This window comes from Microbacterium paraoxydans (assembly GCF_900105335.1).
Taxonomy (GTDB): Bacteria; Actinomycetota; Actinomycetes; order Actinomycetales; family Microbacteriaceae; genus Microbacterium; species Microbacterium paraoxydans.
In genome coordinates, this window is sequence record NZ_LT629770.1 from 1570675 (window position 1) to 1585723 (window position 15049).

Annotated in this window: 14 protein-coding genes; 2 read left to right on the forward strand and 12 right to left on the reverse strand. The window is 72.2% G+C overall.

Annotation, left to right across the window (positions count from 1 at the left end; translation table 11 throughout):
- Nucleotides 1-36 precede the first annotated feature (36 nt).
- Nucleotides 37-321: a hypothetical protein gene (locus BLU02_RS07940; RefSeq protein WP_060922636.1), complete on the forward strand. Its 285-nt coding sequence runs from the start codon at nt 37-39 to the stop codon at nt 319-321.
- Nucleotides 322-411: 90 nt separating this feature from the next.
- Here BLU02_RS07940 and rocD read toward each other — a convergent pair whose 3' ends face one another.
- The 7 genes from rocD to BLU02_RS07975 all read right to left on the reverse strand — a co-directional run bounded on the left by rocD (nt 412) and on the right by BLU02_RS07975 (nt 9231).
- Entirely contained in the window at nt 412-1701 is a 1290-nt protein-coding gene (gene rocD, locus BLU02_RS07945) for an ornithine--oxo-acid transaminase (RefSeq protein ID WP_060922635.1), read from the reverse strand.
- Nucleotides 1698-2576, reverse strand: coding sequence for a dimethylargininase (gene ddaH / locus BLU02_RS07950; protein WP_060922634.1), 879 nt, complete (start codon nt 2574-2576; stop codon nt 1698-1700). Before ddaH ends, rocD begins: the two co-directional genes overlap by 4 nt.
- A gap of 163 nt (nt 2577-2739) precedes the next feature.
- Nucleotides 2740-3738, reverse strand: coding sequence for an NAD(P)-dependent alcohol dehydrogenase (locus BLU02_RS07955; RefSeq protein ID WP_060922633.1), 999 nt, complete (start codon nt 3736-3738; stop codon nt 2740-2742).
- Nucleotides 3735-3965: a helix-turn-helix transcriptional regulator gene (locus tag BLU02_RS07960; protein ID WP_060922632.1), complete on the reverse strand. Its 231-nt coding sequence runs from the start codon at nt 3963-3965 to the stop codon at nt 3735-3737. The genes BLU02_RS07955 and BLU02_RS07960 overlap by 4 nt, the downstream gene beginning before the upstream one ends.
- Nucleotides 3965-4399, reverse strand: a complete 435-nt coding sequence (locus BLU02_RS07965; RefSeq protein ID WP_060922631.1) for a hypothetical protein — start codon at nt 4397-4399, stop codon at nt 3965-3967. The genes BLU02_RS07960 and BLU02_RS07965 overlap by 1 nt, the downstream gene beginning before the upstream one ends.
- 532 nt (nt 4400-4931) lie before the next feature.
- Nucleotides 4932-8606, reverse strand: a complete 3675-nt coding sequence (locus BLU02_RS07970; protein ID WP_083370931.1) for a proline dehydrogenase family protein — start codon at nt 8604-8606, stop codon at nt 4932-4934.
- A 64-nt stretch (nt 8607-8670) separates the two neighbouring features.
- Nucleotides 8671-9231, reverse strand: coding sequence for an acyl-CoA thioesterase (locus tag BLU02_RS07975; protein WP_060922630.1), 561 nt, complete (start codon nt 9229-9231; stop codon nt 8671-8673).
- A gap of 130 nt (nt 9232-9361) precedes the next feature.
- Between BLU02_RS07975 and BLU02_RS07980 the strand changes: the two genes are divergently transcribed.
- Nucleotides 9362-9871 carry a GNAT family N-acetyltransferase gene (locus BLU02_RS07980; protein WP_060922628.1) on the forward strand — a complete coding sequence of 170 codons (510 nt, stop codon included), beginning with the start codon at nt 9362-9364 and terminating at the stop codon, nt 9869-9871.
- 51 nt (nt 9872-9922) lie between these two features.
- On the opposite strand, the gene BLU02_RS07985 is transcribed toward BLU02_RS07980, so the two are convergent.
- Genes BLU02_RS07985 through BLU02_RS08005 form a run of 5 tightly spaced genes read right to left on the reverse strand, consistent with a single transcriptional unit; the run spans nt 9923 to nt 14978 of the window.
- Complete coding sequence (locus BLU02_RS07985) at nt 9923-11074, reverse strand: acetyl-CoA C-acetyltransferase (protein ID WP_060922627.1); 1152 nt, start codon at nt 11072-11074, stop codon at nt 9923-9925.
- A gap of 13 nt (nt 11075-11087) precedes the next feature.
- Nucleotides 11088-11561 carry an ASCH domain-containing protein gene (locus BLU02_RS07990; protein WP_060922626.1) on the reverse strand — a complete coding sequence of 158 codons (474 nt, stop codon included), beginning with the start codon at nt 11559-11561 and terminating at the stop codon, nt 11088-11090.
- Between the two features lie 3 nt (nt 11562-11564).
- Nucleotides 11565-13226: a cytochrome b/b6 domain-containing protein gene (locus tag BLU02_RS07995; RefSeq protein WP_083370932.1), complete on the reverse strand. Its 1662-nt coding sequence runs from the start codon at nt 13224-13226 to the stop codon at nt 11565-11567.
- 2 nt (nt 13227-13228) lie between these two features.
- Nucleotides 13229-14200, reverse strand: coding sequence for an electron transfer flavoprotein subunit alpha/FixB family protein (locus BLU02_RS08000; RefSeq protein ID WP_060923514.1), 972 nt, complete (start codon nt 14198-14200; stop codon nt 13229-13231).
- A gap of 1 nt (nt 14201) precedes the next feature.
- A complete protein-coding gene (locus BLU02_RS08005) occupies nt 14202-14978 on the reverse strand; it encodes an electron transfer flavoprotein subunit beta/FixA family protein (RefSeq protein ID WP_060923513.1) in 777 nt (258 codons plus the stop codon).
- Between the last annotated feature and the right edge of the window lie 71 nt (nt 14979-15049).

The window sequence follows — 15049 nt, forward strand, 5'->3', positions numbered from 1 at the left end:
TTCCTCATCACGGCCCGGCGGTCGTAGCGTCGGGTCATGGACGAGAACATGAGCACCCCGCACCCGCAGGATCCGGCCGAAGGCGCTCCCGGCGTCGACGTCCCTGACGAGAACTCCGGCCAGGGCGACGGCACCGGCGGCGCGATCCAGGGCGACAGCTCCCGCGGCGAGTCGACCGGCGGCGCCATCCAGGGCAGCTCCGGCCCGGGCCGCGACGCTCCGCTGGGCGGCGACGAGAACACCGAGGACGAGCTCGCGGCCGACAACGCCGCCGAGGAGGACACCCTCCGCACGCTCGACCCCGACTCCCCGCCGGCCTGATCCGTCGACCCACCCCTTTCGAGACGAGCCACCCCCTTGCGAACGTTCGCAAGGGGGTGGCTCGTGCAGAAGGGGGTGGGTCGGCCGCGGTCAGGCGTCGAGTACCACCTTGAGCTGCTCGACGGCCCAGTCGAGCTCCGTGGCCCGGATGACGAGCGGCGGGGCGATGCGGATGGTCTGCCCGTGCGTGTCCTTCACGAGCACACCGCGGTCGAGCAGCTTCTCCGCGATCTCGCGGCCGGTGCCGATGGCAGGGTCGATGTCGACGCCCGCCCACAGCCCGGCGATGCGCACGCCCGTGACCCCGTTGCCGATCAGCGGCTGCAGCGCCTGCTCGAGGTGCGCGCCCAGCGCCCGCGCACGCTCCTGGAACTCGCCCGTCTGCAGCATCTCCACCACGCGGAGGCCGACGGCCGCCGCGAGCGGGTTGCCGCCGAACGTGGAGCCGTGCTCGCCGGGGCGGATCACGCCCAGCACATCCGTGTTCCCCACCACGGCCGAGACCGGCAGGATGCCGCCGCCGAGCGCCTTGCCCAGCAGGTACAGGTCCGGAACGACGCTTTCACGGTCGCACGCGAAGGTCTCGCCGACCCGGCCAAGGCCGGCCTGGATCTCATCGGCGATGAACAGCACGTTCTTCTCGTCGCAGATCTCGCGGATGCGGCGGAGGTACCCCTCCGGCGGGATCACGACCCCGGCCTCGCCCTGGATCGGCTCCACGAGCACGCCCGCCGTGTCCTCCGTGATCGCCGCGGCGATCGCCTCCGCGTCGCCGAACGGCACGCGGTCGAAGCCCGGCGTGTAGGGGCCGAAGTCGTCGTGCGCAGTCTCGTCGTCGCTGAAGCTCACGATCGTCGTCGTGCGGCCGTGGAAGTTGCCCTTCGCCACGACGATCCGCGCCTTCCCCTCGGGGATGCCCTTCACACGGTAGCCCCAGGCCCTGGCGACCTTGATTCCGGTCTCCACCGCCTCGGCGCCCGTGTTCATCGGCAGCACGAGCTCCTTGCCGCAGAGCTCGGCGAGGGCGGCGGCGAAGGGCTCCAGCATGTCGCTCTGGAACGCCCGGCTGACGAGCGTGACCCGACCGAGCTGCTCGGTCAGCGCCGCGACGAGCGCGGGGTGCCGGTGCCCGAAGTTGACCGCGGAGTAGGCCGCGAGCAGGTCGAGGTACCGCTTGCCCTCGACGTCGGTGACCCAGGCCCCCTCGCCGCGCGCGATCATCACCGGCAGCGGGTGGTAGTTGTGCGCGACGTGCGGCTCGGCGACCGCGCTGGGTCCCTGAGCCTGTCGAAGGGTCGAAGCGTCCGTTCCCTGGGTCGCTGCGTCCGTTCCCTGGGTCGCTGAGCTCGTCGAAGCGCCCGCCGCCTGCTCGATCGTCACTTCGCACCCCGCAGCTCGAGCGTGCAGCACTTGATCCCGCCGCCACCGAGGAGCAGCTCGGACAGGTCGACGGTGATCGGGTTGTAGCCGCGCTCCCGGAGCTGCTGCTCGAAGCCCTTCGCCCGCGGCGAGATGATGACGTTGTAGCCGTCGCTCGAGGAGTTCAGGCCGAACACCGCGCCGTCCTCGTCCGATACGAGGATCGCGTCCGGGAAGCGCTTCTCCAGCTCGGCACGGCTGGCGTCGTCGAAGGCCCCGGGGAGGTAGGCGATGTTCGCCCGCTCGGGACCGCCGTTCTCCACGCCCTGCACGGGGTCGAGCACCGCGATCGCGGTGTCGAGGTGGTAGAAGCGGGGGTCGGTGAGGTTCAGCGACACGACCTCGCGGCCGAAGACCTCGCCGACCTCGCGGTGGCTGTCGCCGGTGGAGCGGAAGCCCGTGCCCGCGAGGATCACGTCGCCGACGAGCAGGAAGTCGCCCTCGCCCTCGTTGACCTCCTTCGGCATCACCGTGTCGTAGCCGGCGGCGCGGAACCAGTCGGCGAAGGCCGGAGCCTCGCCCTGGCGCTCGACGAACCGGAACTCCGGCACGTAGGCGCGGCCATCGATGAGGAAGCCGCCGTTGGCCGTGTAGACCATGTCCGGGTAGCCGGGGAGCGGATCGATGAGCTCGACCTCGTGACCGAGCTCGACGTACAGGTCATAGAGCTTCTGCCACTGGGCGACGGCGTTGGCGGTGTCGGTCGGCCGCGACGGCTCCATCCACGGATTGATGGAGTAGTTCACCGTGAAGTGCTCGGGACGGCACATCAGGTAGTGGCGGCGGTGCGCGGTGCGCGTGGGGGCGGTGGTGACGGCGGTCTCCGGCGTCGACATGGATGCTCCTCGTGTGAACGGGCGCGGCGGACGCTGTCCAGGGGCCCGGCGGTCCTTCGACCCCCTGCTCGGAAGAGGCGGAGGGGAAGATGCGACTCGGGCACGCCGGTGACCATTGTGCCACCAGACCCTGGGCGCCACCAGCATCCGTCCCGTGTCGCCCTCAGCCCTCGCGCTGCGTCACCACGACCTTGCCGACCGTGTGCCCGGCTTCGACGTGCGCGAGCGCGGACACCCCCTCGTCGAACGGATACGTGCGCTCGATCACCGGCACCAGATGCCCCTCCTCCACGAGCTCGAGCAGCTTCGTGAGGACCTCAGGGCGCGGGGTCGCCGTGAGCGACACCACCCGCGGCCCGCGGAGCGAGAGCACGGCGGCGCGGATCATCCGGGGCACCGGACCGAGCACGCGTCCGCCGTCGCCGGTCACGAGCACCACGCGGCCACCCGGCCGGACGAGGCGCTGCAGCTCGCGGATCGGCACCCCTCCCGCGATGTCGATGACGGCGTCGAACCGCGAGGAGGGCAGGTGCGTGAGCGGAGACGTGCGGTGATCGAGCGTGCGCACGGCTCCGAGGCGTTCCAGCAGCAGGGCATTGCGCGCGCCACACGTCGCCCAGACCTCGGCCCCGCGGAGCGCCGCGAGCTGCACGGCGAACGTCCCCACGCCGCCGGACGCCCCGATCACGAGGACCCGCTGCGCACGGTGCCGCAGCCCCACCCCGGCCGCGTCGAGCGCCTGCCACGCGGTGCCTCCGGCGATCGGCAGGCACGCAGCCGCCTCGGGCGTCACATCGGGCGGGATGGGCACGACGCGGTCGGCCGCGATGCGGGCGTGGGAGGCGAGGCCGCCGCCGCCCTGGAGCTCCCCGACGACGAGTTCACCGAGTTCGGCGTTCACCACGTCGGCGCCGACCGCCACGACGGTGCCGGCGACGTCGAGTCCCCGCACCGGGTTCTTCGGGCGGGTGAGCCCGAAGAACGGCCGGACCAGCAGCGGGTCGCCGAGGAGCAGCCGCACGTCGCCGGCGTTGAGGGCGGTGGCCTGCACGCGCAGCACGACCTCGCCGCGATGCGCCTGGGGGACGGGCTGCCGGGTCAGTGTCGTCCCGGCGGCCGGGCCGTACGTCTCGCGGGTCCAGGCGGGCATCGTCTCGGTCATGCGGCACCTCCGGGGTCGGTCGGATACGCGAACAGGTCGTCAATCCCGACCCCGAACGCCCGGGCGATCTGGAACGCGAGCTCGAGTGTCGGCGAGTACTTCTGCTGTTCGATGGCGATGAGGGTCTGCCTGGTGACCCCGATCGTGCGGGCGAGCTCGGCCTGCGTGAGTCCGGCGCGCTCGCGATGGGCGCGGATGGTGTTGGAGACGAGGGTGGGCTTGACCATCAGCGGAGCCCCCGGCGGTACGCGATCGCCCGGGCGACACCGCCGACGACGGCCGCCACGAGGAACCCGGCGAACATGGTGTTCGCGATCCAGAACACGTCGGCGCCGAGACCGCAGAGGACGATGACCCCGAGGCCGGCGATGGTGACGAAGGCCTGCTCCACGCGGGCTCCCATCCGGCCGATGTCCCGGTCGCGGATGTCGGAGCGGCCGACGCCGTCCGGATCGGACATCCCGGCGATGATCCCCCAGAGGACGCTGAGCACGATCGTCCCGACGATGCCCCCGCCGATCGTCCACAGCATCAGCGGGAACCAGTCCGTGGCGGTGAGCGGACCGCCGCCGGCCTGCTGCAGCAACAGCACGACGTAGACGACCGCGACGATCGGGCTGACGATCAGCCCGGCCCAGACGTTGCGCTCCTCGTAGACCATGCGAATCTCCTCGTGTCAAAAATTCTTGACACGAGACTACGACCGCACTCCCGAGCGTGTCAAGAATCTTTTACACCTGTTCGCGTCCCTCCCCACAGCCTCTCCCGGGATCACAATCGCACCCCCGCACCGCCTCTCCCGTCCGTTTCCGATCCCGCGTCCCCTTCCCTCCCCCACACCCCGCGCCGCGGGATCAATAACGCCCCTCCCCAGGCCCACGACGGCACCTTTCCGATCCCGCGCCCCAGGAACCTCCCCTGCCCGCCGCAGCCCCCGACTCCGGCACACCCACCGCAGGCGGGATCGAAAACGCACCCCCGTCGCTCCGGAGCGGCACGTCTTTCCACCCGCACCGAAACCGGCGCCCCCCCGGTCGGGCGGGATCAATAACGCACCCCCGTCGCTCCGCAGCGGCGCGTTTTCGCACCCGCACCGAAACCGGCGCGGCGCCCCCGGCGGGCGGGATCAAAAACGCACCCCGGATGGCGAGGGGAGGCGCCTTTTCGCACCCGCACCGGAGACGGGCGGGGGGTCAGATGACGGAGGCGCTCCAGGGGTCGGGGTTTCCATAGCGGTGCGCGGTGATCGAGACGGACTGCTCGTGCACGAACGGAAGGAGCTCGATGCGGGCCGCCGCCGTCACCTCCGCGTCGTACGCCGCGAGGTCCGGGTCACCGCCGGTGGCCACCGCCAACGCGGAGCGCAGCGCCGCCACCGACTCCCGTCCGCCCACGAGCCGCACGCGCTCATGCCGCGGAAGCACCGGAACCCCCGCGTCTCCCGAGGACCCCTCGCCCTCGGCCACCTGCATCCGCTGGAGCCACTCGTCCTCCGTCTCCAGGAACACCACGGCGTCCAGGTCGCCCAGAGCATGCCGCACGCCCGCCGGAAGCCCGACCGGAGTGGACACCACGAAGCCTGCCCCCGCGCGCACGCCCGCGATCACGACCCGCAGCAGGTCGTGCAGGGCGGCGTCCTCGGTGGCGCGGATCTCCACGGGGACGGGCCGGTAGCGGAAGAGGTTGCGCTCGATCTCCAGCCGCGACACGTCCCGCACCCGCCCGAACTCCCGGTCCCAGGCCAACGCGTCCGACAAGGCCGACCGCCGGAGCCACTCGAAGGACTCGAACGGGAGGGACGGCTGCGCGGCCTCGATGAGCCCCGTGATCCGGGAGTCGAGCCCCCGCAGATGAAGGGTGCTCGACGCCGGGGACCCGTGCTGGGCGCGCCACGACCCGAGTCCGATGAGGTGGTTCGGCCCGCCCGGCTTGGCACCGGCCCCGACGGAGGAGCGCTTCCACCCGCCGAACGGCTGCCGCTGCACGATCGCCCCCGTGGTGCCGCGGTTGACGTAGAGGTTCCCGGCCTGCACACGGTCGAGCCAGAAGGAGAGGTCGTCCGGGTCCTGCGTATGCAGCCCCGCGGTGAGGCCGTAGGCGACGGCGTTCTGCAGGTCGACGGCCTTGGCGAGGGTCGGGGCGTGCATGATCCCGAGGACCGGGCCGAAGAACTCCTCGGTGTGGAAGCGGGAGCCGGACTGCACGCCGACCCGCACGCCGGGGCGCCAGAGCCGTCCGCTGCCGTCGTCGGCGCGGTCGAGGGCGGGTTCGATGAGCCACCGCTCCTCGCCCTCCAGCTCGGAGAGGGCCCAGGCGAGCTTCCCCTCGGGTTTCTCGATCACCGGGCCCACCTCGGCGAGCGGATCCGAGGGCCAGCCGACCCGCAGCGAGCGGACCGCGTCGGCGAGCTGACGGGCGAAACGCTGCGAGCGCCCCACCGGCCCGACGAGGATCGCGAGCGACGCAGCGGAGCACTTCTGCCCCGCGTGCCCGAACGCGCTCTTCACGAGGTCGGCCACGGCGAGGTCGAGGTCGGCCGAGGGCGTGACGATCATGGCGTTCTTGCCGCTGGTCTCCGCGAGCAGGGGCAGGTCGGGACGCCAGGAGCGGAACAGCGCCGCGGTCTCCCACGACCCGGTGAGGATCACCCGGTCCACCGCCTCGTCCGTGATGAGGGCACGGCCGAGGTCGCCTTCCTCGATGTCGACAAGGGCGAGAGCCTCACGGGGAACGCCGCCGTCCCACAGGGCCTCCACGAGCACCGCCGCACACCGCCGCGCCTGCGGGGCGGGCTTCAGGACCACGCCGGAGCCCGCGGCGAGCGCCGCCAGCACGCCACCCGCGGGGATCGCGAGGGGGAAGTTCCACGGCGGCGCGACGACGGTCACGCGGGCGGGGACGAACACGGCGCCGGAGATCGCATCGAGCTCACGGCAGGTCGCGGCGTAGTACCGGGCGAAGTCGACGGCCTCGCTCACCTCCACGTCGGCTTCGGCGAAGACCTTGCCGGTCTCCACGGCCGCGACCTCGATCAGCTCCCCACGCCGGGATTCGAGCGCCGCCGCCGCGCGCAGCAGCACCTCGGCGCGTTCGGCCGCAGGACGCGATCCCCACGCCGCCGCCGCACCCTGCACGCCGCGCACGATGCGTCCGAGGTCGTCGGCGTCGTCGACGCGGGCCGCGTCCAGGACCTCCGTCCCGACCGTCGAGTCCGCGAGCCGGGCGCGGATCCCCGCCGCCCACTCGCGGTTGGCGGGGAGGGCGAGATCCGTGTCGGCCGTGTTCTCGAAGCCCGGGGCGCCCCCGGTGTCCTCCCCGCGCTCGCGCGCCGCGTACACGGCGGTCTCGAGGTAGGCGCCGGTGTCGGCGTCGTCCGAGCCGCGCACGATGCCGAGCACGGCCTTCGTGAGATCGGCCTCCGCGACCGGGCCGGCCGGCGCCGGCCGCACGGACTCGTGCACGGGCGCGAGGCGGTCCTGCGTGCGGCGCGGACCGAGGCCGAGGGCCGGGTCACCTGCCCGGTCGAGAGCGTCGAGGAAGCGGTCCGCCTCCCGGGCGAAGAGCGTCTCGTCGTCGTGCAGGTGGAACGCCGCGGAGAGGAAGTTCTCGGACGACGCGTTCTCCTCCAGCCGCCGCACGAGGTAGCTGATGGCCACGTCGAACTCGGCGGGTGCGACGACCGGCACGTACAGCAGCACCGGACCCACTTCCCGGGAGACCGCCTGCACCTGCCCCTGGGCCATGCCGAGCAGCATCTCGAACTCGACCGCGTCGCGGACGCCGCGCTCCCCGGCCAGCAGCCACGCGTGGGCGATGCCGAAGAGGTTGTGGCCGGCCACGCCGATCCGCACCGAGGCCGTGTGCTCGGGCTGCAGCGCCCAGTCCAGGCAGCGCAGGTAGTTGGCGTCGGTGTCGAGCTTCGTGTCGTAGGGTGCGGGCGTCCACCCGTGCAGCGTCGCCTCGACGTGCTCCATCGCGAGGTTCGCGCCCTTCACGAGGCGCACCTTGATGCGGGCTCCCCCGTGGATCACGCGGTCCTGCGCCCAGGCGGTGAGCTCCTGGAGGGCCGGGAGCGCGTCGGGCAGATAGGCCTGCAGCACGATCCCGGCCTCGAGTCCGGTAAGCCGCGGGTCCTCCAGGAGCCGCGTGAAGACGGCGATCGTGAGGTCGAGGTCGCGGTACTCCTCCATGTCGAGGTTGATGAAGGTGCCGTCTGCCGCAGCCGTCACGTACAGCGGGAGCAGCCGCTCCACGACCCGGTCGACGACCTCGTCGAAGCCCCACATCGAGATGCGGCTGACGATCGCGGAGACCTTGACCGATACGTAGTCGACGTCCGGACGCCGGATGAGCTCGTGGATGCCGTCGAGCCGCCGCTGCGCCTCCGCCTCGCCCAGCACCGCCTCTCCGAGGAGGTTGAGGTTCAGGCGCGAGCCCGACTCCCGCAGCTTCTCGATCGCGGGTCCGAGCTTCGTCGGCCGCGCGTCCACCACGAGGTGCCCCACCATCTCGCGCAGCGCCCGCCGCGCGAGGGGGACGACCGGGGTCGGCAGCACCGGGGCGACGCCGCCGCCGAGCCGCACGGCGGAGCGCAGGTACCACGGCAGGAACTCCGGCACGATGGGCGCGATCCGGCGCAGCTGGGCGGCCGCGGCGGTCAGGCTCTCCGGCCGCATCACGCCGTCGACGAAGCCGAGGGTGAACGGCAGACCGTTGGCGTCGCGCAGGACCCCGGCGAGGCGTTCGGCGGCGGGGTCGACGTCGGCCGCGGCCGCCTCGATCACCCAGCGGCGCGCGAGCTCGACGGCCTGATCGGCGAGGGATGCGGACGCCCCCGCCTCCGCGGAGGATGACGACGACTCTGCCATGTGACCACCCTAGGTCTCCGGTCGCGGAATCCCGGGGTGCCCGACCGGGCGGGCCGCAGTCGGGTCAGTTCCAGATGCTGGGGGCAGGGGTGCGCACGGGAGGCAGGGCGGACGCGGCGGCCCAGTCGTGCACCCACGCGTCGATCTCGGGCACACCGTCGGGCTTGCCCACCGCGGCGAACAGATCCTCGTTGCTGACCGTGCCGCCGGACCGGCGCAGCACGCGGGCCCGCACGATGGCCCGGGCGTAGACCTCGCCGCCGACCACGGCCCGGTGCTCCAGGAACAGGGCCTTCTCGTCGTGCCCGATGAAGCGGGACTGCACCTCGAACCGCTGCCAGAGCTGGAGCGACTTGCGGAAGGTGATGGTCTCGCTGGAGACCACCGCGTACCAGCCCTGCTCCTTCATCACGTCGAACAGCCCCGTGCGGATGAGGTGGTCCCAGCGGCCGAGGTCGAACAGCGACAGGTACCGGCCGTTGTTCATGTGGCGGAGGATGTCGAGGTCCGTGGGCAGGGTAGTGACGGTGACGGTGCCGACGGCGGTCGGGTCGAGGGTCTTCCCCTGCCGCACGCGGCGACGCGCACCGAGGATCACGAGGAGGGTCCGCCAGATCACATTCACGAGCACTGATCGTAGCCATCCGCGCACGACGGTCGAACTTCGTTGTCCGATTCCTCCATGCCCCCGGTGGCCCTCTCGGCGGCCGTCACCCCGATTTCCGATTTCCACGGACCCGCCGTAGAGTCACCGCATGAGCGCCGAAGCCCAGCCCGAAGTCATCGTCCGTCCGGTCCGTGATGTGGATGCGGAAGCCCTCGGTCGCGTGCATGCGCAGTGCTGGCACGAGACCTACGATCACCTCATCAGCAAGGCGGCGCTGGAGAAGGTCTCGCCCCGCCGTATGGCCGAGCTGTGGACGCACTGGGCCTCGCAGGGTCCCGACTTCAAGATGAACGCGGCGCTCGTCGACGGCGAGATCGTCGGCTTCGTCGGCTCGGGTCCCGCCCGCGACAAGGACGCCCCGGCGTTCCGCGAGCTGTACTTCATCTACCTGCTCGACGCATACCACTCGACGGGCATCGGACAGAAGCTCTTCGACGCGGCCGTCGAGAAGGACGAGCCGCTCTACCTCTGGGTCGCCGAGGACAACCCCCGCGCGCACCGGTTCTACACGCGCAACGGGTTCCACCTCGACGGCGCCGCGCACACCGAGCCGTTCCTGGGCGAGACGCTCACCGAGGTCCGCTTCGTGCGCCCCTGACCCTCGTCCTCACCGGAAGGGCCGCCCCGCGGGGCGGCCCTTCCGTCTGTCTCAGAGGCGTTCGATGATCGTGACGTTCGCGACGCCGCCGCCCTCGCACATCGTCTGCAGGCCGTACCGGCCACCGGTGCGCTCCAGCTCGTTGAGCAGGGTCGCGAGGATGCGGGTGCCGGTCGCGCCGATCGGGTGTCCCAGCGCGATGCCGCCGCCGTTGACGTTCACCTTCTCGTGCGGCGCACCGGTCTCGCGCATCCAGGCGAGCACGACCGAGGCGAACGCCTCGTTGACCTCGAACAGGTCGATGTCCTCGATCCGGAGCCCTGTGCGCTCCAACGCGTGCCTGGTGGCCTGGATCGGCGCGGTGAGCATGAGCACGGGGTCGTCGCCGCGGACGGAGACGTGGTGGATGCGAGCGCGCGGGGTGAGGCCGTGCTCCTGCACCGCCCGCGCACTGGCGATGAGCACAGCACTCGACGCATCGCTGATCTGCGACGCGACCGCGGCGGTGATCCGCCCGCCGGGCGCGAGCGGCGGCAGGCCGGCCATGCGTTCGAGGCTGGTGTCCCGGCGCACGCCCTCGTCGTCATCGAGCCCGGCGAGCGGCGCGATCTCCGCCGCGAAGCGCCCCTCGTCCTGGGCGACGGCCGCCCGGCGGTGGCTCTCCAGTGCGTATTGCTCCATCTCCTCCCGTGAGATGTCCCACCGCTCGGCGATGAGCTCCGCACCCCGGAACTGCGAGATCTCCTGGTCGCCGTACCGCTCCTGCCATCCGGGCGACTCGGCGTACGGCGTCGTGAAGCCGTACTCCCGGCCGACGGTCGCGGCCGCGGTGAGCGGGATCCGCGACATGTTCTGCAGCCCGCCGGCGATCACGAGGTCGCTGGTGCCGCTGAGCACCGCCTGCGTGGCGAAGTGCACGGCCTGCTGACTGGATCCGCACTGGCGGTCGATCGTCACGCCGGGCACGTGCTCCGGGAAGTCGGCGACGAGCAGCGCGGTGCGGGCGACGTTCCCGGCCTGCCCGCCGATCGCATCGATGGCTCCGAGGATCACGTCGTCCACGGCGCCGGGGTCGATGCCGGTCCTGTCGACGAGGGCCCGCAGGCTGTGCGCGCCGAGGTCGGCGGGGTGGATCTCCGCGAGAGCGCCGCCTCGGCGTCCGACCGGCGAACGGACCGCGTCGACGATGTAGGCCTCTGCCATGATCTCCCTCTCCTCAGTCCTCCGCGCCGGCCGGCAGGAGCAGCCGGAAGCGCTCGCACAGCACCGGCATGTCAGGGGCGTAGCCGCGCGGGTTCTCGGAGTGGGTGCGCCAGTAGCGCTCGTGCACCTCGCGCCAGTGCGCCAGGGTGCGGTCCCCCTCCCCCTCGGCGAAGGCGTGCGCCGCGTCGACCTCGTCGAAAGGCACGATGTCGATCGCCGTGGTCTCGATCACGGCACGCGGGGCGCCGGTTCCGTCGAGGATGATGCTGAGCTCGCCGACGGTCGGCAGCGGATCCCCCGTCTCCTCGTAGTCCCAGACGGAGGACGCCGTGCCCACCTTGATGCCGCGGAGCACGAGCTCCAGGAGCTCGTCGGCGTGCTCCGGCGTCGCGCCGAAACCCCACGCCTCGGGAAGAGCCTCAGGCAGGTGCGGAAGCGCGATGCGGGCCTCGCGCCAGTAGTCCTCGATGGCGGTGCGGTCGGTCATGGATCAGCGCCCCGAGACCTTGCCGAACGCCTTCGCGATCGGCGCGAGCACGAGCGGGCGCGCCGCGACCCACGCGATCGCGATCACGACGAGCGAGGCGATGAACACCCAGAACCCCGTCCACGTCGCGGCATCCTGGGCGGCGAACATGTGGTTGAGGTTGCGCAGGAAGCCGGTCAGCATCACGAGCGCGACGTGCGCGATGATGAACGCCACGAAGTAGAGCATCACCGGGAAGTGCAGGGCGCGCGCCCACTCCACCGGGTACGCCTTCGACAGGCGCTCCGCCTTCTTGGGCCAGAGCCCCGACATGCGGAACCCGGTGACGGCGGCGAGCGGTGCCGCGAGGAAGACGGTGACGAAGTAGGCGAGCTGCTGCAGGCTGTTGTAGTTGTTCCAGCCGTTCTCGTGCGGCCAGTCGAACGAGATGTACTGCAGCGCCGCCGACAGCGCGTTCGGGAAGACCTCCCAGCTCGTCGGCACGATCCGCACCCAGTGCCCCGTGGCGAACAGCAGCACCACGAAGATCACGCCGTTCAGCAGCCACAGGATGTCGAGCGCCTGATGGAACCAGAGGTTCAGGCTGATCTTGCCCTTCGGGTTGTTCCGCGGCGTCCAGAACACGCTCGGACGCTTCTCGGTGCGCACCTGCAGCCCCGAGCGGATGATCAGCACGATCAGGAACATGTTGAAGAAGTGCGCCCAGTTGACCCACGGCGCGAAGCCGGGCTCGACCGGGATCGGCGACTCGTACTCGCCCGGGAAGGCTGCCAGGAAGTCCTGCATGAACGGGAGGCTCAGCAGCGTGCGGACGAGAGCCACGGCCGCGGCCGCGAGCACGCCGAGAGCGGCGGCGCCGAACAGCACCGCGATCGCCTGGGTCCAGGTCGGGCGCCGGCGAGCGGGCGGGGTGGTCGAGGCGGCGGCCGGGAGGTGTCGGGGGGCACGACCGTTCCAGACCGTGCGGGTCCAGGGCAGCGGTGTGCTGATGTCGGCGGCCGGGGCGAGCGCGGTGCCGGGGATGGCGGGCTCCGCCGTCGCGGGTGCCGCGGCCGGAGCCGGAGTCTCCGCGATCGCGGGGGCGTCCGCCGCCACGGCCGAGGAGGTGTCGGCGGTCGCCCGTGCGGGCACGGTCCCCGCGGGCGGCCAGGGCTCGCCGCCCGGGACACGGGGCAGTCCACGACGGACGCTCTCGCCTCCGGCGGGCGACGCAGCGGCGGGCGTCGCCGCAGGCGCCGAGGCCGTCGCGGCGGCAGCCTGCTCGGCAGCAGGCGCAGCGGCAGCGGCAGCAGCAGCGGCAGCAGCGGCAGCGGACGGCGCGGCCGCCCCCGGAAGCGCGGCGGGTGGGGACGGGGCCGTCGGCGCAGCTCCGACCGCGGGCGGCGGCCAGGGATCGCCGCCGGGCACGCGCGAAAGGCCCCGACGGAGGGCCGGACGCGGTGCGGCGTCCTCCGACAGCGAGGGGGTCGCGACAGCGGCCTCGACCTCGGCGGCCCCGCGCTCGATGCGCTCCGTCGTCGCGGACACCGGCGCCTCGACGGCGGCCACCTCGGCCACGGCGGCCACCTCGACGGCATCGACCGCATCGACGGTCACGTCGGCGGGCGGCCACGGCTCGCCGCCCGGCACCCGCGGAAGCCCGCGGCGCAGCACCCGCGTCGCCATGACTACTTCTTCCGCGCCTCAAGCGCGGCGATCACCTGCGGGACGATCGCGAACACGTCGCCGACGATGCCGAAGTCGGCGACGTCGAAGATGGGCGCCTCCGGGTCCTTGTTGATCGCCACGATGTTCTTCGACGTCTGCATGCCGGCGCGATGCTGGATCGCGCCGGAGATCCCGAGCGCGACGTAGAGCTGCGGCGACACCGAGACCCCGGTCTGCCCGACCTGGTGGGACTGCGGGATGTAGCCCGCATCGACTGCGGCGCGCGACGCGCCGACCGCGGCCCCGAGGGCATCGGCGAGCTCCTCCACGAGCACGAACTTCTCCTTCGAGGCGAGACCGCGGCCGCCGGAGACCACGCGGGTCGCTCCGCGCAGCTCGGGCCGGGACGAGGTGGCCTCGACCGTCTCGACGGGCCCCGCCGTCGCGGCGACCGCTCCGGACGGAGTGACCGCGAGCTGTTCGACCTGCGGGGAGGCGACCGCCTCGGCCCTGGCCTCCACCGCACCCTGGCGCACCGTGACGACGAGCGTGCCGTACGTCGCGGCCGCGTCGACGAGGTACGCCCCGCCGTAGACCGAGTGGTGGGCGACGATGCCCTCGTCGTCACGGGAGACCCCGACCGCATCCACGGCGAGAGCACTCTTCGTCCGCACCGCGAACCGCCCGGCGACATCGCGGCCGGAGATCGAGTTCGAGATGAGGACGGCCGCGGGCTGCACCTGCGCGGCGGCGGCCTGCAACGCGTCCAAGATCGGGACCGTCAGCGCGGACGGGTCGCCGTCGGCCGTGAGCACGACCGCGGCTCCGGCCTCCGCGGCCGTGGCGACCGCCGCCTCGGAACCACCGACGATCACCGCTACCGGTGTGCCGATGCCTGCCGCCGCGCCGAGGAGTCCGGCGGTGCTGCTGGCGAGTGCACCGGACGGGTCGACGTCGAGGAGCACGAGGATCGGGTTCTCGGGGTACGCCATGTCACACCAGCCTGTTCTGCACGAGGAACTCGACGAGCTTCTCGGCGGCATCGCCCTCGTCGGTGATCTTGACCCCGGCCGCCCGCGGAGGCTTCTCGGAGACCGCGGTCATGATGGTGCGCGGAGCGAGCGCCGGGTCGGCCGACACGTCGAGGTCGGCGAGGGACAGCACCTCCAGCGGCTTCTTCTTCGCCGCCATGATGCCCTTGAAGTTCGGGAACCGGGCGTCCGGGAGCGCCTCGGTGATGGAGATCACGGCGGGCAGCGGCGCGGTGACCTGCTGGTTGCCCGCGTCGGCACCCCGGGTACCGGAGACGCCCTCGGCGGTGATCTCGACCGCGGTGAGGGCGGTGGCCTGCGCCCAGCCGAGGTGCTCGGCGAGCATGGCGGGGAGGACGCCGCCGGCACCGTCGGTGGACAGGTTGCCGGTGATGACGAGGTCGGGGGCGCCGCGGCGGATCGCGGCGGCGAGCACCTCGGCGGTGAGGCCCAGGTCGGCACCGACGAGCTGCTCGTCGACGATGTGCACGGCTGACCCGGCACCGATCGCGAGGGCGCGTCGCACGGAGGCGGTCGCGCTCTCCGGCGCCATCGTGAGGGCCACGACCTCGGTGCCCTCGTTCTTGTCGGCGTGGGCCAGGGCGACCTCGAGGGCCCGTTCCGTGATCTCGTCGAGGACCACATCCCCCGCGCCGCGTTCGGCGAGTCCGGTCTCGAGATTCAACGTGCGATCGCCATAGGTGTCCGGCACCTCTTTGACCAGGACGAAGATCTTCATCGAATGCTCCTCACGACACGCTGAGTCTATCCGCACGGTCTTCTATGTAGCCAAAGGCGGAGGGATCCGCA

What these genes read in the sequence shown, in the direction of transcription:
- BLU02_RS07955 (WP_060922633.1), bottom strand. Translation starts at nt 3,738, where the DNA reads ATGACCGAGACGATGCCCGCCTGGACCCGCGAGACGTACGGCCCGGCC.
- BLU02_RS07995 (WP_083370932.1), bottom strand. Translation starts at nt 13,226, where the DNA reads ATGGCGACGCGGGTGCTGCGCCGCGGGCTTCCGCGGGTGCCGGGCGGC.
- BLU02_RS08000 (WP_060923514.1), bottom strand. Translation starts at nt 14,200, where the DNA reads ATGGCGTACCCCGAGAACCCGATCCTCGTGCTCCTCGACGTCGACCCG.
- BLU02_RS07970 (WP_083370931.1), bottom strand. Translation starts at nt 8,606, where the DNA reads ATGGCAGAGTCGTCGTCATCCTCCGCGGAGGCGGGGGCGTCCGCATCC.
- BLU02_RS07940 (WP_060922636.1), top strand. Translation starts at nt 37, where the DNA reads ATGGACGAGAACATGAGCACCCCGCACCCGCAGGATCCGGCCGAAGGC.
- BLU02_RS07985 (WP_060922627.1), bottom strand. Translation starts at nt 11,074, where the DNA reads ATGGCAGAGGCCTACATCGTCGACGCGGTCCGTTCGCCGGTCGGACGC.
- BLU02_RS08005 (WP_060923513.1), bottom strand. Translation starts at nt 14,978, where the DNA reads ATGAAGATCTTCGTCCTGGTCAAAGAGGTGCCGGACACCTATGGCGAT.
- BLU02_RS07990 (WP_060922626.1), bottom strand. Translation starts at nt 11,561, where the DNA reads ATGACCGACCGCACCGCCATCGAGGACTACTGGCGCGAGGCCCGCATC.
- ddaH (WP_060922634.1), bottom strand. Translation starts at nt 2,576, where the DNA reads ATGTCGACGCCGGAGACCGCCGTCACCACCGCCCCCACGCGCACCGCG.
- BLU02_RS07980 (WP_060922628.1), top strand. Translation starts at nt 9,362, where the DNA reads ATGAGCGCCGAAGCCCAGCCCGAAGTCATCGTCCGTCCGGTCCGTGAT.
- BLU02_RS07965 (WP_060922631.1), bottom strand. Translation starts at nt 4,399, where the DNA reads ATGGTCTACGAGGAGCGCAACGTCTGGGCCGGGCTGATCGTCAGCCCG.
- BLU02_RS07960 (WP_060922632.1), bottom strand. Translation starts at nt 3,965, where the DNA reads ATGGTCAAGCCCACCCTCGTCTCCAACACCATCCGCGCCCATCGCGAG.